The sequence below is a fragment of the Streptomyces sp. NPDC107765 genome (assembly GCF_055657085.1).
Map to the genome: position 1 here is coordinate 288,180 of NZ_JBVKBL010000009.1, position 21,871 is coordinate 310,050.

The 21,871-nt window shown below is 68.4% G+C and carries 19 protein-coding genes and 4 pseudogenes; 14 read left to right on the forward strand and 9 right to left on the reverse strand.

The features are described from left to right. Positions 1-178: 178 nt before the first annotated feature. The gene (locus ACZ7MX_RS23335) at positions 179-619 is read left to right on the forward strand and encodes a VOC family protein (protein WP_472134976.1); all 441 of its coding nucleotides are present in this window, start codon (positions 179-181) and stop codon (positions 617-619) included. Positions 620-1,217: 598 nt separating this feature from the next. Here ACZ7MX_RS23335 and ACZ7MX_RS23340 read toward each other — a convergent pair. Beyond that, positions 1,218-2,051 (reverse strand): PIG-L family deacetylase, encoded by an 834-nt coding sequence (locus ACZ7MX_RS23340; RefSeq protein ID WP_472134977.1) that lies wholly within the window; start codon positions 2,049-2,051, stop codon positions 1,218-1,220. Positions 2,052-3,268: 1,217 nt separating this feature from the next. Next, entirely contained in the window at positions 3,269-3,478 is a 210-nt protein-coding gene (locus ACZ7MX_RS23345; RefSeq protein ID WP_472134979.1) for a DUF6243 family protein, read from the reverse strand. Positions 3,479-3,884: 406 nt separating this feature from the next. Here ACZ7MX_RS23345 and ACZ7MX_RS23350 point away from each other — a divergent pair. Further along, positions 3,885-4,076, forward strand: a pseudogene (locus ACZ7MX_RS23350) (IS5/IS1182 family transposase); the annotation flags it as partial. A gap of 94 nt (positions 4,077-4,170) precedes the next feature. Here ACZ7MX_RS23350 and ACZ7MX_RS23355 read toward each other — a convergent pair. Then, on the reverse strand, positions 4,171-4,917 hold the full coding sequence (locus ACZ7MX_RS23355) for a phosphotransferase family protein (protein WP_472134981.1): 747 nt from the start codon (positions 4,915-4,917) through the stop codon (positions 4,171-4,173). Between the two features lie 146 nt (positions 4,918-5,063). On the opposite strand from ACZ7MX_RS23355, the gene ACZ7MX_RS23360 reads away from it, so the two are divergent. Both ACZ7MX_RS23360 and ACZ7MX_RS23365 read left to right on the forward strand, forming a co-directional pair. Further along, positions 5,064-5,243, forward strand: coding sequence for a type I-E CRISPR-associated endoribonuclease Cas2 (locus tag ACZ7MX_RS23360; RefSeq protein ID WP_472134983.1), 180 nt, complete (start codon positions 5,064-5,066; stop codon positions 5,241-5,243). Between the two features lie 187 nt (positions 5,244-5,430). Beyond that, positions 5,431-6,033, forward strand: a complete 603-nt coding sequence (locus ACZ7MX_RS23365; protein WP_472134985.1) for a hypothetical protein — start codon at positions 5,431-5,433, stop codon at positions 6,031-6,033. Here the strand turns inward: ACZ7MX_RS23365 and ACZ7MX_RS23370 are convergent. Beyond that, the gene (locus ACZ7MX_RS23370) at positions 6,030-6,578 is read right to left on the reverse strand and encodes a DUF6233 domain-containing protein (protein WP_472134987.1); all 549 of its coding nucleotides are present in this window, start codon (positions 6,576-6,578) and stop codon (positions 6,030-6,032) included. The two genes, ACZ7MX_RS23365 and ACZ7MX_RS23370, sit on opposite strands and share 4 nt — an antisense overlap. Positions 6,579-6,906: 328 nt before the next feature. Between ACZ7MX_RS23370 and ACZ7MX_RS23375 the strand changes: the two genes are divergently transcribed. The 6 genes and pseudogenes from ACZ7MX_RS23375 (at position 6,907) to ACZ7MX_RS23400 (ending at position 11,883) form a co-directional block, all read left to right on the forward strand. Next, on the forward strand, positions 6,907-8,160 hold the full coding sequence (locus ACZ7MX_RS23375) for a hypothetical protein (RefSeq protein WP_472134988.1): 1,254 nt from the start codon (positions 6,907-6,909) through the stop codon (positions 8,158-8,160). A gap of 354 nt (positions 8,161-8,514) precedes the next feature. Then, positions 8,515-8,973 (forward strand): universal stress protein, encoded by a 459-nt coding sequence (locus ACZ7MX_RS23380; protein ID WP_472134990.1) that lies wholly within the window; start codon positions 8,515-8,517, stop codon positions 8,971-8,973. Between the two features lie 162 nt (positions 8,974-9,135). After that, a pseudogene (locus ACZ7MX_RS23385) lies at positions 9,136-9,420 on the forward strand (dihydroxy-acid dehydratase domain-containing protein); the annotation flags it as partial. 109 nt (positions 9,421-9,529) lie between these two features. Further along, a pseudogene (locus ACZ7MX_RS23390) lies at positions 9,530-9,772 on the forward strand (dihydroxy-acid dehydratase domain-containing protein); the annotation flags it as partial. Between the two features lie 73 nt (positions 9,773-9,845). Continuing rightward, positions 9,846-10,856, forward strand: a complete 1,011-nt coding sequence (locus tag ACZ7MX_RS23395) for a dihydroxy-acid dehydratase domain-containing protein (RefSeq protein ID WP_472134992.1) — start codon at positions 9,846-9,848, stop codon at positions 10,854-10,856. Then, a complete protein-coding gene (locus ACZ7MX_RS23400) occupies positions 10,843-11,883 on the forward strand; it encodes a C-terminal binding protein (RefSeq protein ID WP_472134994.1) in 1,041 nt (346 codons plus the stop codon). Before ACZ7MX_RS23395 ends, ACZ7MX_RS23400 begins: the two co-directional genes overlap by 14 nt. Before the next feature lie 123 nt (positions 11,884-12,006). On the opposite strand, the gene ACZ7MX_RS23405 is transcribed toward ACZ7MX_RS23400, so the two are convergent. Continuing rightward, positions 12,007-12,309 (reverse strand): putative quinol monooxygenase, encoded by a 303-nt coding sequence (locus tag ACZ7MX_RS23405; protein WP_472134996.1) that lies wholly within the window; start codon positions 12,307-12,309, stop codon positions 12,007-12,009. Between the two features lie 29 nt (positions 12,310-12,338). Continuing rightward, entirely contained in the window at positions 12,339-13,394 is a 1,056-nt protein-coding gene (locus ACZ7MX_RS23410; protein WP_472134998.1) for an aldo/keto reductase, read from the reverse strand. A 223-nt stretch (positions 13,395-13,617) separates the two neighbouring features. Here ACZ7MX_RS23410 and ACZ7MX_RS23415 point away from each other — a divergent pair, with 223 nt between their 5' ends. From ACZ7MX_RS23415 to ACZ7MX_RS23425, 3 genes and pseudogenes are all read left to right on the forward strand, one after another. Then, the gene (locus ACZ7MX_RS23415; protein ID WP_472135000.1) at positions 13,618-14,481 is read left to right on the forward strand and encodes a helix-turn-helix transcriptional regulator; all 864 of its coding nucleotides are present in this window, start codon (positions 13,618-13,620) and stop codon (positions 14,479-14,481) included. A gap of 365 nt (positions 14,482-14,846) precedes the next feature. Next, on the forward strand, positions 14,847-17,552 hold the full coding sequence (locus tag ACZ7MX_RS23420) for a beta propeller repeat protein (protein WP_472135002.1): 2,706 nt from the start codon (positions 14,847-14,849) through the stop codon (positions 17,550-17,552). A gap of 83 nt (positions 17,553-17,635) precedes the next feature. Then, positions 17,636-17,768, forward strand: a pseudogene (locus ACZ7MX_RS23425) (IS21-like element helper ATPase IstB); the annotation flags it as partial. Positions 17,769-17,939: 171 nt separating this feature from the next. Here the strand turns inward: ACZ7MX_RS23425 and ACZ7MX_RS23430 are convergent. Next, positions 17,940-19,427, reverse strand: a complete 1,488-nt coding sequence (locus ACZ7MX_RS23430) for an amidase (RefSeq protein ID WP_472135004.1) — start codon at positions 19,425-19,427, stop codon at positions 17,940-17,942. A 122-nt stretch (positions 19,428-19,549) separates the two neighbouring features. On the opposite strand from ACZ7MX_RS23430, the gene ACZ7MX_RS23435 reads away from it, so the two are divergent. Further along, positions 19,550-20,167 (forward strand): TetR/AcrR family transcriptional regulator, encoded by a 618-nt coding sequence (locus tag ACZ7MX_RS23435; protein WP_472135006.1) that lies wholly within the window; start codon positions 19,550-19,552, stop codon positions 20,165-20,167. Positions 20,168-20,497: 330 nt separating this feature from the next. Here the strand turns inward: ACZ7MX_RS23435 and ACZ7MX_RS23440 are convergent, their stop codons facing one another. After that, complete coding sequence (locus ACZ7MX_RS23440) at positions 20,498-20,998, reverse strand: hypothetical protein (protein ID WP_472135008.1); 501 nt, start codon at positions 20,996-20,998, stop codon at positions 20,498-20,500. Positions 20,999-21,257: 259 nt separating this feature from the next. Beyond that, positions 21,258-21,638 (reverse strand): peptidase inhibitor family I36 protein, encoded by a 381-nt coding sequence (locus ACZ7MX_RS23445; protein ID WP_030410962.1) that lies wholly within the window; start codon positions 21,636-21,638, stop codon positions 21,258-21,260. Positions 21,639-21,871: the final 233 nt, after the last annotated feature.

The following is a 21,871-nucleotide window of genomic DNA, read 5'->3' on the forward strand; positions in this document are numbered from 1 at the left end:
GTCACGAATCGCGCGTCTCGTGCCTGTCCTCCTTGCTCGCGGGTCTGTGTAGCGGTGCTGAGGCGCGATCCAGATTTTCGGAGTTCGGCGGTCTGAGGATGTCGAGAACGTGCCACCGGCTCCGTCCCAAGGCATCAGCGGCCACCACCGGCCGCATGAGGAAGAAGGAGAAATCAGCATGGCGATTCAGCGGATGGACAACGTCGGCATCGTCGTCGAGGACATGGATGCCGCCATCGGGTTCTTCGTGGAACTCGGTATGGAGCTGGAGGGCAGGGCGGAGGTCGAGGGTCTCTTCGCCGACCAGTGCACCGGACTCGACGGCGTCCGCTGTGACATCGCGATGGTCCGGACCCCGGACGGTCACAGCCGGATCGAGCTGGCGAAGTACCGCAGCCCCGCGGCGATCAGCGCCGGGCCGCGCAACCGGCCGCACAACATTCTGGGCACGCACCGCGTGATGTTCGCCGTCGACGACATCGAGGACACGGTTGCCCGCTTGCGCCCTCACGGCGCCGAACTTGTCGGCGAAATTGCCCGTTTCGAGGACAGCTATCTGCTCTGCTACCTCCGCGGCCCGGAGGGCATCATCGTCGGACTGGCCGAGCAACTGCGCTGAGAAGGAGGAACCGAACCATGCAGCCGAACGACCGGACGCAGCGGTGCGCCGCAGGCCCGGGCCTGCGGCGCACCTGGTGGCCGGTGAGCGGCACAGCTCACCGGCCGGTTCAGGGCGGGTCAGTGACCGTGGCGTCCCCAGCTCTGGGCGTCGACGATGCGGCGGTGGTCGTTGCGCAGTGTGGCGGTGTCGTCGGTGTTGTCCCAGACGTGGGCGCGGCGGTCCTGGTAGATGGACCGCCGAGTCCTACCAGGCAGGACAACTCCTAGCGACCGTCCTCGCAGCGCATACGGCCGTTCTGGATCCGTCCGGACGAGACCGGTCGTGAGCTCACGCTAACGGACCGGCACCTGGCTCCTTCAGCTCTTCGCGTCATACGTGGGGGACCGGCCCCAGTGGTGATGCGCAGCTCCCACGGTCGCAATCCCGCGCGTACGGGGAGCCGCTACACCCCGCTACCCGCAAGCGCAGGACCCGGGGGACCCACCCTGCGGGCGCGGGCACGCGTCGATGCGGCCGGCTGGTGCCTGGATGCGGGCTCCCGGAGCGGAACTCGGGTGGACGAGCCTTCGGGTGTGTGACCCGCTCGATCGCGCCATCAGCGCAGTCCGGCGAAGAGATCGTTCTCGGGTACGGTCGCGCCGGTGGCGTCCTTGACGCGTACGAAGGTCTCCATGCTCATCAACTCGCTGAACCTCTCCTTGCCCATCTTGAGAAAGAAGATGTTCTCCCCCTGACTGGCGTGCGCGGCCAGGGCATCGAACTTCTGACCGCTGAATGCGGTGGTGTCCACCCACGTGGTGATCTCATCGTCGGGGAGGCCGATCTCGGCCATCGCGGCGGCCTCGGCAGGATCCGGCTCCGGCATGTCCGGATGAAACTCGCGCATGATCTCCCCGAACCGCTGCATCCCCGAGCGGGGCATCGTCGTCCAGTACACCTTCGGTGTCAGCGCGGTCATCTCCAGCGCCGCCATCGTGATGCGGTGGGCCTGGATGTGGTCGGGGTGGCCGTAGAAGCCGTTCTCGTCGTAGGTGACGACCACATCGGGTCGGTAGTGCCGCATGAGTTCCGCGAGTCGGGCAGCGCCTTCCTCCACGGGTGTCTGCCAGAAGGATCCGGGAGCGTCGTTGCTCGGCCAGCCGATCATCCCGGAGTCGGCATAGTCCAGCATCTCCAGATCGCTGACTTTCAGGACGTCACAGGCCGCCTTGAGTTCTTGACGGCGCATCAAGGCGACGGCCGCCGGATCGTGCCCGGGATCGCCCGGCTTGACACCCCCCGGTCCGTCACCGCAACCGCCGTCGGTACACGTCACCAGAACCGTGCGGATGCCCTCCGCCGCGTACCGCGCGAGAACCCCTCCGGTTCCGGTGGCCTCGTCGTCGGGGTGGGCGTGTACTGCCATGAGCGTCAAGGGCCGGTCAGTCATGAAACATTCCTCCTGCAGAAATACGTCTTGGTCCGAGCGCGCGGCGGGCGTACCGCGATCCTGGGGCCCGGATCCCGGTGGGGCGGACGACCTCGTGGTCTCCGTGCTCCCCGCCCGTGCGGCGCCGGTCCCTCGGTCGATGCAACTGTGCTGACCGGCCCAGTTGTTCCCGGCGTGGCCGTGGCCTTCCAGGCGCCGGCGTTTCCACGCGCACGAGGTACAGGTGCGACCTGCCGTCCTGTGGCGCTGCGTCTGGCGTGTGGTGGGTTGCTGACCAGCGCGTTGCCAGGTCGTTTGAGACTGGCTGTGGCCAGTGATCCCCATCGACCTGGCTTTCGCGGAAGTCTCGTTCGCGATGGAAGACTGGATGGAGCGCCGCCGAAATCGCCAACGAGATGCGCCGGAGATCGCCGTTCTCCATGGTGCTGCGAGGTGAAAAGCCCCGAACCTGCCCTCGCCGCCTCGGATCTGCACGTGGTGATGTGCTGTGCCATGTGCACCTTTACCTGTGCGCGGTGCTGAGCTGCACCGTCGATGGGGAGTCGAACTTCCGCGTTGCTCATCCCGCGTCAGGAGTGGGCTGGAAAGCCGCCAGCCCTCGGTGGGTGCACGTTCTCCGAAGCTGCTGCCTGCTCCACATCGTCCCAGCCGGCTGGACTGCTCAGTCCAGCAGATCGATCTCCCCATTCGGACGCTGGATATGCACATCGACCTCGCAGATCTCTCGGGCGAGTGCATCCGCCTACCGCGCAGTTCGGCGACCGGAAGCGCGGAAAGCATCATCAACCCTGGGGTTCGTGGACCGGCTTCCCAGTCTGCTGCTGGCCGGACTGGGCCAGGGCTTCCAGCTCCCTGCTGCTGCGGCTGCTGCGGATCGTGCTCTTCGGCGGACCGGGCGGGGGTGGGCAGCGGGGTGATGGTGACCGCGCAGGAGTCCTCGCCGGCCGTGGGGGTGGCAACGCTCGGCACGCTCTACCGGGCGGCGTCGCCCGGGCTGGGCACGGGGGACGCGGTGGTGGTGACGCTGCTGGTGCAGTTCGGGGTGGTGGCGGTGACGGGGCTGGTGAATCTGCGGCTTTCCCGGGTGGTCGGCCGAGAGCTGAGCGGGACCGGCCGCGCCCGGTACGGCAGCAGGGCCCGATACGGCAGCAGGGCCCGGGCCGCGCGTCGCGGTCCGGGCCCTGCCCCGTGCAGTGCCGCCGTGCGGCGGCGGTGCGTCAGCTCTGTGCAGTGTCGTCGCCCGTCGGCCCGGTGCCCTCAGCTGCGCCTGTCTTCTCGCGCATCTTGCGGACCAGCTCCGCCTTCTGGTGGGCGGCACCCTGGCGGTCGAGGTTGCGGTGCGGACCGTTGTTCTGCCGTTCGGCGCGGGACAGCTTCTTGCGCTGGCCGCCGCCCATGCCCACGGGGTTGTTGATGTTCTTGCTCACGGGTTCTCCCGGATTGATGTGAAGTGATCTACGGATTCATCGGTGGGGGACGGGCGCGGCGACGTCGAAGGATGTCCGCAGGGGCCCGTCACGCTCTCACTCGTGAATCGGTGTCTGGAAGAACATGACAAAGACATTACCCGGTTCCGTCGGCCCCGCACACCAAGTTTTCGCCGCCCCTGGCGGCGCTCCCCGCGTCCGCAGCCGGCGCCCGGATCGGATACGCCCGGGTATCCACCCAGGGGCCAGCTGCTCGATCGGCAGGTCGCTGCCCTGGAGGCTGCCGGATGTGCGCGGATCTTCGCCGACAAGAAGTGCAGCAAGAACGCGGAGCGCGAGGAGCTGTGGGCCGCGCTGGACTACCTGCGCCCCGGGACACCCTTGCGCCGACCGGAGCCGGTTCCAGCTCACCCCGCACATCGCCCGGCGCGGCCCCGGGCACGGCTCCGGTCCAGGCGGGCCGCTGGGTCGTGGAAGGAGCGGTCGCGCTGCTGCACTGGTTCCGCCGCCTGCGTACCCGCTGGGAGATCCGCGACGATATCCACCACGCGTTCGTCACCTCGGCTGCGCCGTCATCTGCTGGCGACGACTGCGCACCGTACTTTGTCGAGAGCAAGGGCGGGCGATCAGCCCAGGGGATGGCCTGCTCGGTGCGTCAGAGCGCATCCGTAGCAGTCGGGCCGCGCGCCGCCTCACATCCGGGATCTCAGCACGTCGACCTCACAGCCCGGCGCGAACGGGTCGAAGCCGTGCTCGATCAGCCAGCGAACTGCCAGCAGGCTTCGCAACGACCACCACGCGTGGATCACGTCGAGGTCGATGTCGGTGCCATAGCCGGCGAGGACGTCGTCGAGGTGCTCCTCGTGTCCGAGCGTGAAGGTGGCGAGGTCGTACAGGGCGTCACCCTGGCCCGCCTCGGACCAGTCGATCATGCCCGTGACCTCGTCGCCGTCGAGGAAGACGTGCGCGATCTGCAGGTCGCCGTGCGTGAACGCCGGAGTCCATGGCCGGAGTGCGGCCTCGGCGACTTGGCGGTTGTGGGTGACCAGGTCAGCGGGCAGGAGGCCGTTCCTCACGAGCAACTCGCACTCGTCGTCGAGTTCCGCCGCCAGCGCGACGATGCTCCGGCCGGCCCGACCCGGCCGGGGCGGCAGCGGCGCGTCGTGCAGCCTCCGGATGGCGGCGCCCGCCGCGGCCCACGCCGCCGACGACCCGGTCGATGGTCCGCCGAGGCGCCCAAGCGTCGTCCCCGGGAGTGCGGCGATCGCGAGCACGGGCGGCTTGCGCCACAGGACCTTCGGGGTCGGGACCGGCGCGAGGGCCATTGCCTCGACCTCGACGTCGAGGCGCGCCTGATCGGCGTCCACCTTCAAGAACACGTCGCCGACGCGCAGGGTCGCGCGCTCGGAATGGGCGACAACGACTGTGACCTCATCCATGGGCGACCAGTATCCCGGGGGTGATCGCCGATGTCGCCGGGGTTGTCGCGTGCGATTACGCGGCTGACTGCGTCCCGCTGCCTGGCGGTCTCGTGCGCTACACCGACCTCTGACCAGGTCAAGTCCACCACTTTTGTGAGGAGTTCTTGGCTGACCGCATCGGTGACGATCAGGCAGTCGTGATCGAGCCCGCCCGGACCGAACAGGGATGGGCCGTCCGCACAGCTGGCGAGGAGCGTGGGGCCCCCACCGACTTCGACGGACTCACCCTCGTTTCGTGGGATCACGCGACGCCGATCCCAGACACTCCGGCGGCCCCTGCGTGAGGTGGGGCAGGCCCTACATCGCGTCTTCACCGCGCGCGGTGAAGACCCGGAGTTCCTGGCGGGTTGAGCACGCGGGCGCCGGGAGTGGAATGAACCGTTTCTTGACCTTCCGTCCCCTATTCGTCTGTTCGCTCGCCTGTCAGGGTTCTCGTGCGTACCACTGTGGTACGGGGAGAGGGGACTGTCGGTGAAGTTAAAGGTGAGATCGGCGCTGGTGGCCGGCCTGCTGGCGGCTGCGGCAGTGGCGGGAACGACGGGTACCGCCCAAGCGAACACCTATCAGTACAACGTGATGCTGCAGGACTACGCCACCGGCTACTGCCTGGACTCCAACGGCGGCGACGTCTACATCAATCCGTGCCAGCCTGGTAATCCGTGGCAGCGGTGGAACGTCGTGTCCTACGACAGCAACGTCGGTGGCTACTACGACCGGGTGCAGATCGTCCATCGCAAGGAGGGCAACTGCCTGCGAGTGCAGTGGTCGCATTCCGCCTCGTCTCCCAGTGGCTGGTTCGCAACCCGCGCGGCCGGGTGCGATTCGAGCGACTACCACGACCAGTGGAACATGACCTGGGTCGGTAACAGCTCCGGCAACCCTGGCAACAGTTGGCAGTTCGCCAACTACCAGGCAGACTCCAACCTCAACGAGGTGCTCTGCCTTGATCGCGGGCAGGACGGGCACTGGAATCAGCTGCTGTGGGACCAAGGCCACCCGCAGGGCGCCCCGGTCGCCAAGACCACCTGCTACAACCACACCAACCGGTACCAGATGTGGAACATGGTCCATTAGGCCACGTCAAGACCCACCTCGGTGTCCGGCCGGCAGAAATCGCAGGGTGCGAGGTTCGGGTCGGCGAGCGCGGCTTGCGCTTCGTCGGCCCTGATCCCGTGCGAAGTGCCCGAGATCATCATGCGGTCGGTGAGGTGGATCATTGCCGGTTCGGGTCCTGTAGGAGTGCGCTTCTGCTGCACGACGAACCCGACTTGGGGTTGCGCCTCAAGACCTCGTCTTTGATGACGTGATGGTTCGTTGAGCCGTGCATGACGGATCTTGTGGAACGGTTGGTACCGGAGGAGTTGTGAACTCTGTTCCGGCGGGTGGTCCCGCCGACGGAAGTCATACGCCCGCAGGGCGGCGGACCTCGCCGAGCCGGTGACCGTGAATGCTTGGCAGTAGGGCCGACACCGAGCACGCAGTGGCCGGCGAGGCCGCCCCGTTCCGCCTGCGTTTGCGGCTTGCCGCAAAGGTGCGACGCTGGAAATATGGCCATTGGCACACTCGGCGCGGTGGTCATGCGCAACGAGGACAACACTCTCCTGGGCCTGACTTGCCATCACGTCTCCGGTGACACCGGGTATCGGGTCTTCCAGCCCACCGCACCCCGTAGCTGGCCGTGCCCTGGCGGTGGGGCGGCCCGCCGACTGGGCATCGGTATGCAATGGCCGACCGATTCGAAATCTTCTCCATCCCGTCGGAATGCCCGGACGGCATCCTCGTCGGGGTCGGAGACTCGGGTTCGGTCGTCGTGCGGTCCGGTACGAACAACGCCGTAGGCATGTTGTGGGCCGGCGTCAGGGCGGGCGGGCGACGCGCCCTGATGAGCGACATCACCATGGTGGAGCAACGGCTCAACGTGACCCTCGTTTGGGATCCCTCATTCCTATGCTGCTCATCAAGGGCTTATACAACATCAAAGGCTCGCAGCCGGATGGGGACACAGTTTATTTCACGGCAGACAATCCTTTGCGCTCGTTACATGCGCGGATAGTCATGGGGGGGGGCGGGCAGCAAGCGGGCAGCAAGGAGGAATCGATGCTCTTTCCCAACCCCTTTCCCAATCTGTTGACACAAGACTTGGGGATGCGCGCGGCGCTGACAGCAGCGCAGACACAGACGGGTCTTACCTTTCCGGCTTCGGGCGTGCACCTGAATTGCCCCATCTCGGTGGCGGCGGTGCAGAACCCGACCGGCACCTCCCCGTCCTTCGCCTATGCCGGTTTCCGTGACACGGAGATGCATTTCTCGGCCAGCTTGCTGAAGGTTGCGGCCATGCTCGCTGCCTTCGAACTGCGGCAGAGCGCCTCCGATTTCGCCGTCACCGCGGGTGACTGTTCTGCGAACGTGGTGTTCAACGGCCTGCAAACTGCCTTCAACACGGACATCCAGAAGGCCGCCCCTCGTTTCCTGAGCGAACCGGGCATCACCGAGGCGATGCGCGTACCCAAATATCCCCGGATCTTCGATTCGCCGCAGGGTCTCGCGAGCGGCGGGTGCCTGATGTCGTTCGACCCCACCTTTGCGGCGAACGTACAAGGCATGATCGTGCCCAGCAACAACGACCAAGCAGCCGCCACGATCAAAGCGCTCGGTTACAGCTGGATCAATGGGCTGCTGGCCAAGGCCGGCCTCTTCGTCGACCAGGCGGTGAACCGGGGGATCTGGCTGGCCGGGACGTTCAAGCCCGGTCCCCCGGACGCCTTTCCTGCCGTCCGGGTCCCCTCCGTGAACGACGGCCCCTCGGCGCAGGCGACCACGACCATCGACATGACACGGTTTCTCGCGCTGCTCATCGAAGGCGCAACGCTGGACTCGCGCAGCGTCGATGGTATTTCCTCGGAGATGCGTGATCTCCTGTCCGAGGCCCAGGCCGGCCCGGACTCCTCATTCCTGACCACGGGGGCCCGACCGGGCCTCAACGGTCTCGGCGCAGGCTTCACGATCACTCATACCAAGATCGGGCTGGGGCCGCTCAATGCGGGAGGAAAAGTCGCCTCCGAGGCGACCATCCTCTCCCATGACGACACCGGCCAACAATTCCTCGTGGTCTGGCAGAACCTGCTGAACCTGAACGACCGGCACAACGCGATGGCGTTCATGGTGCGCCGGATCCTCCTCAATTTCCTCGGCCTTCCATGAACCGTGGCATTCGGCAGTCGTGCCGTATTCATCTTCTGCCGCCGCGGTCCCCGTACTGCCCCCAGTGGCGCCGGTCCGTCACCGGAGTGAGCATGGAAGAAGGGTGAAGGTGCCTTGCATCTGTCCCTCGCACGACTTCTTCCGCACTTTCATGAGCTCGGGTGAGGCGTTCCTCATGTCCTTCCATACCCGCCGCCCGGCCTCCCCGTGGCTCGGGGCAGAGGCTCGGCGCACACGTAGACGTCCCACCATGTGGTAACGGCACGCAGTGAGCTCGGGTGGCGGTCGACGTGGACCAGCCTCGATTTTTCGTGCGAGCGCGTCGCCCGCCACCGGCGAGCCAAGGAGGAATCCATGGCCGCCCAGAACCAGAACACAGAACGCATGGTGGTCGGAGTGGGCGGGTCGGACTCGTCGAAGCAGGCCCTGCGCTGGGCCGTGCGTCAGGCCGAGCTCACCAGCGGCACGGTGGAGGCACTGACTGCCTGGACTCTTCCGCAGTTCCACGGCGCGCTCGGCTGGTTGCCGCCGTCGAGCAGTGACGAAGCAGCGGTGAAGGCCCGGGCTCGCAGCAACCTCACGCACATCGTCGAGGAAGCCGTGGGAGAGCCGCCACCAGTGGAAGGACGTGCCGAGGCGCGCTATGGCACAGCAGCGGACGTCCTGCTCAAGGCAGCACACGGTGCGTCCCTGCTTGTCATCGGCAGCCGAGATCTCGGGGGCTTCTCAGGGCTGCTCCTGGGATCGGTGGCCCAGCACGACGTCCAGCAGGTCGTCTGTCCGGTGGTCGTGATCCGCAGCGATGGCCAATGAACACCGTCAGCGAATGTCCGGGGTCTTCTGTCTGAGCCGCAGTAATGCCCGGCGTTGCGAAAGCCCGGACCGGTCAGCGAGGAGTCAATCATGTCACCGACGAAGCGCACCGCGGGGGAGCTACGCAGCCAGGCATGGTGGGACAATGCGGGAAATCCCGAGATGACGGCTCTGTATCTTGAGCGGTTCCTGAACTACGGCTTCACACGGGGAGAACTTCAGTCGGGCCGACCGATCATCGGAATCGCTCAGACAGGTAACGACCTGGTTCCCTGTAATCGGCACCATCTCTTCCTCGCCGACCGGATCAAGGCCGGGATCCGCGACGGTGGCGGCATTCCGTTCGAGTTTCCCGTGCATCCGTTGCAGGAGACCGGAAAGCGCCCCACCGCGGCGCTGGACCGCAACCTCGCCTATCTCGGACTGGTCGAGGTGCTCTACGGATATCCACTTGACGGAGTGGTTCTGACGACGGGCTGCGACAAGACCACACCTGCCTGCCTGACCCGCGGCGGCGACAGTGAACATCCCGGCGATCGTCTTGTCCGGGGGGCCTATGCTCAACGGCTATCACAACGGTATGCGGACGGGCTCGGGGCTGGTGATCTGGCAGTCGAAGCGGCTCCTGGCCAGCGGGCAGATCGACTACGACGAATACATGGCACGGGTGACCGCCTCCGCGCCCAGCATCGGGCACTGCAACTCGATGGGCACTGCGCTGTCGATGAACAGTCTGGCCGAGGCCCTGGGAATGTCCCTGCCCGGCTGCGCGGCGATCCCCGCCCCCTACGCCGAACGGGCGCAAATCGCCTACGAGACAGGCCGCAGGGCGGTGACCCTGGTGCGGGAGGACCTGACCCCCCCGCAAGATCATGACCCGGCAGGCCTTCGAGAACTCGATCGTTGTCGCATCGGCCATCGCCGCGTCGACCAACGTGCCCATCCACATCAACGCCATCGCACGTCACGTCGGGGTGGACCTGTCCAACCAGGACTGGCACCGCGTCGGACGCGACATCCCGGTGCTGGTGAACCTCGCTCCCGCAGGGGAGTTCCTCGGTGAGGACTTCCACCGCGCCGGCGGTGTCCCCGCAGTCATGCGGTCGCTGCTGGAAGCGGGGCACCTGCACCGTGACGCCGTAACCGTCTCGGGCCGTACCGTGGCCGAGAACCTGGAGAATGCCCCGCCCGCCGACCCGGCGGTCATCCGACCCGTCCACGACCCCGTCACCGCACGAGGCGGACTGCTCGTCATGACCGGGAACCTGTTCGACTCCGCGATCATGAAAACGTCGGTCATCACCGACAACTTCCGGGCCCGCGCCCTGCCACACTCCGACGATCCGTCGGTGTTCGACTTCCGCGCCGTCGTCTTCGACGGGCCCGAGGACTATCACGCCCGCATCGAGGACCCGGAGCTGGGCATCGACCAGGACTGCCTCCTCGTCATCCGCTACACCGGGCCCGTCGGATATCCGGGCTCCGGCGAGGTCGTGAACATGGAGCTTCCCGCGGTGCTGATCCAGAGAGGCATCGCCTCGCTGCCCACGCTCGGAGACGGCCGGCAGAGCGGCACCTCGGACGCACCGTCCATCCTCAACGCCAGCCCCGAGGCCGCGGTCGGCGGCAACCTCGCCATCCTGCGCACCGGCGACCGGATCCGTATCGACCTGGACAACGCGCGCGTCGACGTCCTCCTGCCGGATGAGGAGATCGCCGCGCGGTGGGCCGACCACACACCCCCGGCACTGGAGCACCAGACACCGTGGCAGGAGATCTACCGTTCCACGGTCGGCCAACTGGACAGCGGGGGCTGCCTGGAGCTTGCCGTGTCGTACCAGGACCTCGTTCACACCAAGGGGATTCCTCGTGACTCGCACTGACTCCCGCGAAACGATCCTGATCGCCGACTACGACTTCGGCGATGTGGACATCGAACGCGCCGTCGTCGAAGGCGCCGGGCTCCAGCTGCTTGCCGCGCAGTGCAAGAGCGAGGACGAGGTGATCGAGGCGGGACGAGAGGCCGGCGGCGTCCTGACCCAGTACGCGCGGGTCGGTTCCCGTGCCATCGACGCGTTGACCCGCTGCCGGGTGATCGCCCGCTACGGCACTGGTGTGGACATCGTCGATGTCGACGCCGCGACCCGACGCGGAATCCAGGTCACGAACGCACCGAACGAATGGTGCGCCGAAGAGGTCGCCGATCATGCCGTCGCGCTCTGGCTCGCAGCCGCACGCAAGATCTGCCGTTACGACCGGGCGACCCGACAGGGCGAATGGCACTGGAAGACCGGAAAACCCATCCACAGACTGCGGGGACAGGTGCTGGGACTGCTGTCCTTCGGCTCCATCGCACGGCTCATCGCCGAACGCGCAAAAGCATTCGGCGTCGAAGTCTGGGCACACGACCCGTTCCTCGACCAGTCCGAGATCCGGGAATCCCAGGTCCGGCCGAGGTCCTTCGCCGACTTGGTGGAAGGTGCCGACTACGTGGTGGTCCAAACGCCGCTCACCCCGCAGACACACCACACCTTCGATCGCGCGACGCTCCGCCGGATGAAGCCGACCGCCATCCTCGTCAACACCGCACGCGGGCCCATCGTGGAAGACGCGGCACTCCACCACGCGCTCACCGAAGGATGGATCGCCGGCGCGGCGCTGGACGACATCGAGGAGGAACCCGCGAAACAGCGCGGATGGCGCCCGACCAACCCCCTCCTCGAACTGCCCAACCTGATCGTCACCCCCCACGCCGCCTACTACTCCGAGGAAGCCGTCAGGACGGTACGGACCATCGCCGCTGAAGAAGCCGTACGGGTGCTGACAGGGCTACCGGCACGATTCCCGGTCAACGAGCTACCACCCGGCTCCCACCCGCACCCGGGCGATCTTCCCGCTCACGGGTCCTGACCACCGCGATCCGCCAGGACGTACGCGCAAGCTGACAAAGATCACCCGTCGCCCTGCCCACCGCAGCGCCCGTCAACCCGACGACGGCCTCCACCGCGAGCGCAGCGGAGGCCGTCGTCGTTCTCAGCGGGTGTCCAGCGGAGCCGCCACCAGTTTCCGGAGGGTCATCGGCTCGGCGAGGACCAGGTCCAGCACCTTCCGGACGTGCCGGAAGTGCGGCGTGGTGAAGTGCTCGGCAAGGTCCTCGGACGCGGCCCACTCCTCGACGATCACCATCCGGGCCGGGCGATTGGGATCGGCGTACGGCTGGTAGGCGATGCACCCGGGCTCTTCCAGGGACGGTTCGATCATCGCCTCCAAGGCGGTGCGGAGGCGGTCCTCCTGGCCAGGAGCGGCCAGGCATTCGGCGACGACGATGACGGACATGCGCAGTGGTCTCCTCGTGGTCTCGGCGGTTACGGGCGGGCGGGACCGGTGCCCGCGTGGCTCGTGGTGATCGCGGTGGCGATCTCGTCGAGGTCGGCCCGGGTCAGCTCCACAGCGCCCGCGGTGATCCAGCCGTCCACCTGGCGGGCGGTGCGCGCCCCGACGATGGCGCCGGTGATGCCGGGCCAGGCGAGCGCCCAGGCGATGGCGACCTCGGCGACGGTGGCACCATGCCGCTCGGCGACGGGGCGCAGCGCGTCGGCCAGCCGGAGGTTGGCGGCGAGCCCCGTGGTGAAGTCGTGGTGGGCGGTGCGCCAGTCGTCGGCGGGCAGCCGGTCGACGCGCTCGGCGGAGAAGGTGCCGGTGAGCAGGCCGGACTGGAGCGGGGAGTAGACGATCACCCCGGTGCCGTGGGCGGCGGCCCAGGCGATCTCGGGTGCGGCCGAGCGGTTGATCGCCGAGAACGGCGGCTGGATGACGTCGACGTGGGCGATCCGCTCGGCGGCCTCCAGCTGCTGGGCCGAGTGGTTCGACAGACCGATGGCACGGACCTTGCCCTCGGCCTTCAGGTCGGCCATGACCTGCCAGTACTCCTCCAGCGGCGTGGCGTTCGGGGAGATGGCGCCGAACCCGCCGCCGGCGTACTCCAGCGACTCACCGGTGTCCGGGTAGTGCACCTGGTACAGGTCGATGTGATCGACACCCAGGCGCCGCAGCGAGTCCTCGATCTCGCGGCGTACGCTCGCGGGTTTCATGATGCGGCGGGGCGCGGCCTGCGGGTTGTCCGGGTCCCAGACCAACCCGACCTTGGTGAACAGATACGGCCGCTCGGCCTCGGGCAGGTCGTTGACGGCCTTGCCGACCAGCTCCTCGGAGTGGCCCAGCCCGTAGACCGCGGCGGTGTCGATCCAGTTGACGCCTGCGGCGACGGCGTGCCGGATGGCCGCCACCGACTCGGCGTCATCGGTGGCGCCCCAGCTGAAGCGCCACCCTGGACCGGACACCGCCCAGGAGCCGAAGCCGACGCGGGTGATGTCCATACCGGTGTCACCGAGGGGAAGGGTCGGCAGGTGCGTGGTGGTCACTTCGAAGAACTCCCATAAGACGTGGTCAGCTACAAGAGGCACCAGAAGGGCCACAATTGGGCTCTCTGCTCGGCCAGTTGCGCTCTCTGTTCGGCCGGAACCGTTCCGGCGAGCACCACTGTGCTCCGCCGCGCCCGGCCCACCCAGTGGCAGCCGGTGCCTGGGCACGGCATGACCAGGCAAGGGGGCAGCGGGCCCCGGCCGCAGCCGGAATACTGCCCGTATGACACTTGATCGACGTGCGGAACTGGGTGAGTTCCTCCGTTCCCGGCGCGCCCGGCTGCGCCCCGAGGACCTGGGCCTGCCGGACTACGGAGGCCGCCGCAGGGTCCCGGGTCTGCGCCGTGAGGAGCTCGCCCGGCTGGCCGGGGTGAGCGTGGACCACTACGTCCGGCTGGAGCAGGGCCGCACCCTGCACTTCTCGGAGGCCGTGCTGGACGCGGTCGCCAGGGCGCTGCGGCTGGACGCCGTCGAGCGGGAGCACTTCTACCGCCTGGCGCGCCCCTGGTCGGATGCGGACCGCGGAGACGACCCTCCGCAGCCGCAACGGGTACGGCCGGGGCTGCGCCGACTGCTGGATCTGGCGGCCGACGTCCCCGCGTACATCGTCGGCCGCAACACCGACGTACTGGCCTGGAACCGGCTCGCCGCCGCGCTCATCACCGACTTCGGCGCCCTGCCACCGCGGCAGCGGAACCTGGCCCGCCTGGTGTTCCTGGACGAGGGGATGCGCGGCCTGTACGCCGACTGGCGCGGCAAGGCCGGCGACGTGGCCGCGTACCTCCGGCTCGACGCCGGACGCCACCCCGATGACCCCCGGACGGCCGAGCTGCTCACCGAACTCTCCGACGCCAGCCCCGAGTTCCGCGAGGCCTGGGCCGAGCACCGCCTCAAGGACAAGACCCACGGCCGCTACGTGTACCGGCACCCGGTCGTCGGCGAACTGGACCTGGGTTTCGAGACGCTACGCCTCCCCGACGACCCGGACCAGGCCCTCATCGCCCACACCGTGGAGGAAGACTCCCCCTCCCACACCGCCCTGCGCCTCCTGGCGGGCTGGGCCCACGAAACCCTGCCCACGGGCTGACCGGGCCGTGGTGCGGAGCCGACGCCGGACGCCTGCACCGGCCCGGACAACGCACCAGGCCCAGGTCTCCGACCTGGGCGTCAACTCCGGAGCGGGTGACGGGAATCCAACCCCCGCTCCGAGCTTGGGAATCAGGGGGCTTGCCGGACTCGCTCGGGGTGCCGAGAGCCGGTCGCTCCTGATCTCCGGCATCACTGTCGATAGCCTCAAATAGAGGTGATTAACAGGAAGTTTGGTTCTATGCGGGCCGCAAGCGTAAACTCCCCACCATTTTTCCTGCGACCCCCTTCGCAGTGCTGTCGCGAACACGCCAAGATCTCCTCCGCGTCGGGCCACCCCCATAGCCGGCGCAGGGAGGAGAGGGCATGTTGCCCCAACGGCATCGTCGGCGGTTCATCGCCTGCACCGTCGTAGCCGCCGCATTCGGGCTGGTCAGTAGCCAGTCGTTCGCGGCATCAGGTGACTCCGGACCCCGGCCCTGGAACGCACGCCACCAGGCCGATATCGGCCGCCAGCACATCAAGGCGGTGCACCACCACGGCGGACGATCCGCCGTCGCCGCCCCCGGAAGCGGGGACGACGGCTCCGACGAGGCGGAGAACTCGGCCGAAGCCACTGCCCAGTTCACGGAGGCGCGCACGGCTCCCGGCGTGGTCGCGCCCGGTGCCTACGGGGCGGCCTGGCAGCAGCTCCAGTCCATGCGGCACACGCACGGCGACTGGGACCACGTCACCAAGAAGGCGTACAACGCCGACGACCCGCGCTACCGCGATGTGAATTCCAACTCCAGCGGCGGTGCCGGGAAGGTGACCGGCCGGATCACCGGGATCGCCGCCGACGACCAGGGCTATGTGTACGCGGGCGGCGCCAACGGCGGCGTCTTCCGGTCGAAGACCGGCGGTGGGCACTGGGAGCCGATCGCCGACAAGCTGCCGTCCCTGTCGACGGGCACCCTCGCCCTGGACGGCACGAAGCGGCTCTGGTACGCCACCGGCGAGTCGAACACCGGGGCAACGTCCTTCGTGGGCACGGGCGTCTACGTCCTGGACGACCCGCGGCACGGGCAGTTCCGGCCCGGCGGCCGGGTGGGCGGCGCCGAGCTGGAGAGCACCGTCATCCATGCGCTGCGGTTCGCGGGCACCAAGGTCTGGGCGGCGACCAGCCGCGGTGTGTGGTCGCACTCCACCACCACCCTGTCCGGGCCGTGGAAGCTGGAGTTCGCCCCCAACCCGGACTATCTACCGGGCGGTTCGAAAGCGGACGACCCGAGCGCGCCGTACAAGAACATCGCCAACGACATCGCCGTCGACCCGAAGGATCCGTCCAAGGTCCTGCTCGCCGTCGGCTGGCGCGGTGGCGATACCTACAACGGGCTGTACGCCAAGCAGGACGAGGGGAGCTGGAAGCCGGTCAGCGGGCTCGGTGTCCTGCCGACCGGCCATGACGACGTGGGCAATATGACGTTCGGTGCCGCTGCCGATGGCTCGCGGCTGTACGCCATCGACCAGTCGCCGGCGCAGACCGCCGCCAACCCGGACAGCGGCCTCAAGGGCGTGTACGTGTCGAAGAACGGCTCGCCGTTCGGACCGTGGACGCAGATCGCCGACTACACCAAGCTCAAGGCATCGGGATCCGCGCTCCAGAGTGCCGGCTACCAGCCAGGCATCCAGTCCTGGTACAACCAGTTCCTCCAGGTCGACCCGGCCAACGCCGACCATGTCTACCTGGGCCTGGAAGAGGTCTTCGAGACCAAGAACGGTGGTACCAGCTGGACCACACCGGGCCCGTACTGGAACTTCCCCTTCCCCTGCTGGAGCATCGACCCGGCCAAGCAGACCGGCGACTGCTCGCCGACCACCCACTCCGACCAGCACGCGGTCGCGATCGGCAGCTATCACGGCAAGACCTGGGCATACGTCGGCAACGACGGCGGCATCTACCGCCGCCCGCTCAACGGCACGGTCGACTCAGGAGGCCACGCCACGGACTGGCAGTCCCTCAATGACGGCACCCTCGACACCCTTCAGTACTACTCGGTGGGCGTCGGCAAGGACCTCACCCACGGTGGCGTCTCGGTGACCGGTGGCTTGCAGGACAACGGCCAGTCGATCCTGCGCGGCCGGGACAGGGTCATGGGCTCCGACTTCGGCGGCGACGGCGCCGACACGATCACCGATCCCGCCAACGGCTGCAATATCGCCGCGGAGTACGTCTACCTCGACATGTGGGTCACCCAGAACTGCGGGGTGAACGACGGTTCGTGGGCCACGGACCCGTCCAAGGCCACCGAGTACGAGGTCGCGCCGCCGGACAAGGACCTGGGCGGTGCGGGTGCCCGCTTCATCGCCCCGATCACCGCCGACGCCAAGGACAGCAACACCTGGGTGGCCGGTGGCCGGCATGTGTGGGTGCAGACCAAGGGCTTCGCGATCCGTTCCGCTGCGGAGTGGAAGAACGCGTACGACCTCGGTGACGGGCATGTGGCCACTGCCGTGGCGTCCTCGGGCGGCACGGTGTACGTCGGCTGGTGCGGACCCTGCAACAACCAGGGCTTCACCCGGGGCATCGCGGTCGGCCCCGCTGGGGGTACCTCCCGGACGGAGTCTGGGGGAGGCACCGGCTGGCACCAGCTGAGCCTCCCGGCCGACGGCACCCTCCCCAACCGCTACATCTCCGGCTTCGAGGTCGACCCGGCCAACGCCCAGCACGTCTACGTGGCGGTCAACGGCTTCTCCCGCAAGTGGACCGAAGGCCCCGGCGCCGGCGTCGGCCACCTCTTCGAGTCGAAGAACGGCGGCGCCGACTGGACGGACATCTCCGCGAACCTGCCCGACGTCCCCGCCAATACCGTCAAGCTGCTCCCGAACGGCGGCCTCGCCCTCGGCACCGACCTGGCCACCTTCTACCGACCCGCCGGTGCCACCAAGTGGCAGGTACTAGGACGCAACCTGCCCACCGCGGCCGTGCTGCAGCTGCGCCTCGGCCCGGACAGCAGGCTGTACGCCGCCACCCACGGGCGCGGCATATGGTCCTTCGACATACGGCGCCTCAAGGCCACCCGTAACGATTGACCGCGAGGGATCCCGGTCACACGGCGGCCGGTGCGCACCCCACCTGCGGGAGGCGCACCGGTCGTCCCGCGTCCGGCTCACCAAGGCCGCTCAGTCCAACCATCGCCCGCTACGGCCGCGTCGATCTTTTGTGCATTGACGAACTCGGCTCCATGGAAATCGACCGCCACGACGCCGACCTCCTCTTCCAGGTCCTGACCGAGCATGAGCTGAAGAGCCCGCCAAGACCGGCTGACCTCGCTCGGCGCACTCCGGGCGACTGGCCAGAGTTCCCCTCAGCCTGCCCGGCGTTGAGGGGAGGGGAGGGCCTCGTCCCGCCTGCGCTGTCCATCAGAGCAGTCACGTATCCGGGGTCTTCGTCCACCAGGAGGTGGCCGGCACCCGCAACTACATCGAGGTCCTGCCGAGAGTCCGCGCGGTCGTGGATGGGGAGGGGAGCGCGCCCGCCCGGACGGGGGGAGTGCGTCGCGCCCAGGGAGCGGCCCGCTCCAGTTGCCCGGCGAGGCGGAACAGCACGTCCTCGCGCCCGTAGCCGGCGGCGAACTGGAGGCCGATGGGCATGCCGGTGGCCGGATCGGCCGCCAGGGGCACCGACATGGCGGGGGTGCCGGCGACGTTGAAGGCGGCGGTGAACGGCGATCTGTGGAACATGTGCTCCAGCCAGCCCAGGCCGTCGGCCCCCTCCGCTCCGTGGTGGTAGGTGCCGAGGGCCACGGGAAGTTCGGGAAGGGTGGGTGTCAGCAGGACGTCGTGACGCGTGAAATATCGGCCGATCGAGCGGGCGACCCGGTTGCGCACCTCCAGGGCCCGTACGAAGTCCGCGCCGCTCACCCGGCGTCCCCACACGTAGCTCGCCAGCATCTCGAGCTCGACGGTCGTCTCGTCCACGGGGCGGCCGAACGCCTCGGCGAAGCCGTCGATCCAGGTCACCAGGTTCGCCGTCCACAGCCGGGCGTTGGCGAGGACGAATTCCTCCCAACTCACCCCGAGGTGCACACCGGTGGGTTCGACCCGGTGGCCGAGCGACTCCAGCAGGTGGGCCGCGGCCAGGGCGGCTTCCTGCACGGCCGGTTCCACGGCGCGTCCGTTCCAGGGGGTGGTGAGCAGTCCGACGCGCAGCCGCCCGGGGTCGCGGGTGCTCTCCTCGGCGTAGGGGCGCCGGGGAGGTGCCGCGAAGTAGGGGTCGCCGTTTTCGGGGCCCTGGATCAGGTCGAGGAGGGTGGCGCTGTCGCGCACGGTCCGGCTGAGGGCGCCGTGTACAGCCAGGCCGTTGAAGACCTCGTCGGCGTCCGGGCCCATGGAGACACGGCCGCGGGTGGGCTTGAGGCCGAACAGCCCCGTACTCGCTGCGGGGACGCGGATCGAGCCGGCCGCGTCGGTGGCGTGCGCGAGGGGCGTGATGCCGGCGGCGACTGCCGCGGCCGACCCGCCGCTGGAGCCCCCCGGCGTCCTGGTGAGGTCCCACGGATTCCGGGTCGCTCCGTGGAGGACCGGCTCCGTGGTGGTGCTGTAGGCGAATTCGGGGGACGCCGTACGGCCCAGCGTCACCAGGCCGGCCCTCCTGAACCGCCGCATGAGGAAGGAGTCGGCCGCCGCCACGTTGCCGGCGGCGAGTCGGCTGCCCAGTTCGACGTGCTTGCCCTTCATGGCCACGGCCAGATCCTTGATGAGGAACGGGACACCGGCGAGCGGGGTGCTGCCCGGGTCCGGGGCGTCCTCGGCGGGCCAGTTCTCCACGACGGCGTTGAGGTGGGGATTGACCGCGGATATCGCCTCCTGGGCGGCGGTGGCGAGCTCCGCGGCGGTGACGTCTCCTCGTGCCACGAGCCGGGCCAGCCCCACGGCGTCGTACTGGGTGTATTCGTGCAGCTTCACGATGCTCGGCCTCGCAGGGGTCCGATCGGTCCCGCATGATACCGATCGGTATCGTTCGGGGTTGATCGGTAACGTAGCATGGGCGGAGAGCAGCCGGCGGCGGTGACCGAAGTGAGGCGGAGATGGCGAGCAGCCCCCCAAGGCCCGGGCGGGACACGAGAGTTGCCCGGCTGCCCCCGCGCGAGCGCATCCTCGACGCAGCCGAGGAGCTCTTCCTGCGCGAGGGCATCAGGGCCGTCGGGGTCCAGGCCATCGCCGAGCGGGCGAAGACCACGAAGATGGCCCTGTACCGGCACTTCGACACCAAGGACGCCCTGATCGAGGAGTGGCTGCGCATCGTCGCGGCGGGCTACTCGTCCGCCTTCGACCGGACGGAGACCGAGCACCCCGGCGACGGCCGGGCGCAGGTCCTCGCCGTGACGCGCTTCTTCGCCGAGGGGCTGCCGGATGTCGCGGAGCGGGGCTGTCCCTTCGTCAACTCCGTCGCCGGCCTGCCCGACCGGGAGCACCCGGCTCGCCGGCTGATCGAGGACCACAAGGCCACCCAGCGTCGCCGGCTCACGGACATGTGCGCCAGGGCCGGTGTGCGGGATCCCGACGAGGCCGCCGCCGAGATCACCTTCCTCATGGAGGGCGCCCAGATCAGTGCCCAGAACGGGAGCGTCGACCGCGCGGGGGAGCGGCTGCTCGCCGCGGTCAAGGCCGTCCTGGAAAGGGGAGGAGCGGACGGGGAACGCTGAGCCGGTGCCTGGCGCTGATGGCCACGGTGTCGACGACGGCGCCCTTGCGCGATTCGAGGACCGTGCCGGTGACGGCCCTGCGGTGGTGGTGATGACCCGGCCCGAGTGCTGGGCGACATCGACGGACCCCGTGCCGCGGGAGCAGCAGCCGGGCGCGCCCCGACACGTGACCGCGCCTGGGCTCCGGCGAAGGCTCCCGCGCGCAATCCTTGAGGAGGCGTCCCATGGACGACGGTATGAGCCCCGAGCGTGTGCCATCGAAAAATGTGAAAGCCTTTCTCCCCGCGTCATGCGGACGGGCCGGAGCCCAGCGCGCGCCGCGGAGTCCCGTCACAGGTAGGTGATGTCCCAGTGGCTGCTCTCGCGGGCATAGATGTTGCCGGCAGAGGACCGGTACATCGGTGCACCGTCCCCGCGCTTGCCGAGGTAACGGAATTCGCGCTTGATGTACGTGGTGACACAGCCGGTCGGAGCGATGTCGACCTTGTAGCCGTTCCAGTGGCTGTACCGGCCGGAGGCGTGGCCGGTCTCGGTACCACCGGTGATGGTGACCGCGCAGTGACTGGCCCGCTTGAAGGTGATGATCCCGCTGACGGTGCCGGAGTTGATCCGGGAGAACGAGGTGCACCGCCGGTTGTTACGGTCCGAACAGTGGCCGCTGGAGCTCCAGCTGATACCCGCCGCCCGCAACCGGCCGGCGGCTTGGGCCTGCGTCAACTTCGTACCGCTGGCGGACGCGGCGTCCGCGGTGAGGAGCGGTGCGACCACCGCGATCGCGGTGACGGCAGCGACAGCGAGGCCGCTCCGGGCGGACAGACGTGTGGACATCATGGGCCTGCTTCCCTTCGTGACGAATGGTGTGGCCGATCTGGGGAAGAGCATCGCGATGCCGCCGGTGGACGCCCACCCCCGCCGCCGGGCCGGGGACCTTGTGGGACGGCCCAGGCCCTGACGTGCTGGGACGCAGGAACCGCTGAGGTCTGTCTGGGACGTCACGCATTGCCTGCGCAGGGCACGGCGACAGGGACTGCCACCGTGCCCTGGAGAGCCGGAGCGGCCGAGGAGTGGGGGAGCCAGCCCCCCGACCGCCCTACTGCGGCCGGAACGAGCGAATCTGGTAACTGCCCTGTAGGTTGCCACCCGCGCCGGACGGCGTGGACCCCACACGCGCGTGGTAATTGGTCTGCGTGTAGTACTGCACACGGTGCCTGGTGCTGTTCCACACGGAACGCACATTGATGCCACGCTGAATGAAGGAACAGTCGTCAGCGGTGTTCGCCTTGCTCGACTGCGACCACTGACACCGCGTTCCGCCGCCGTTCCAGTCGCTGTAGATGCAGAAGTATCCGGGGGTGCAGTTGTACGCCGCCCGGTGGGCGGGCTGTTCGGGAGCCGCGCTCGCGGTGGGCGTGATGCCGAGTGCGGCGACCAGCGCGGTCGCGGCAAGGGCGATGGAGGGAATTCGGCGCATGACAGAGACTCCGCTTCTTCCTTGAGGGGCGATTCCTTGGGAGTCGAACCCTTGAGGGGCGACTCCTTGAGGGTCGATTCCTTGCGGGGCAAAGAAACCGCGCCGCTACGACGTCCGCAACGGAAAGACAGGGGAGTGTGCACAGCGGAGCGCACCATTGCCGACGTTTCCGGGCGGCCGGTCTCGAAGCGCCCTCAGTATGGGCTGCCGGAAAGATCCCTCTCACGGCCATT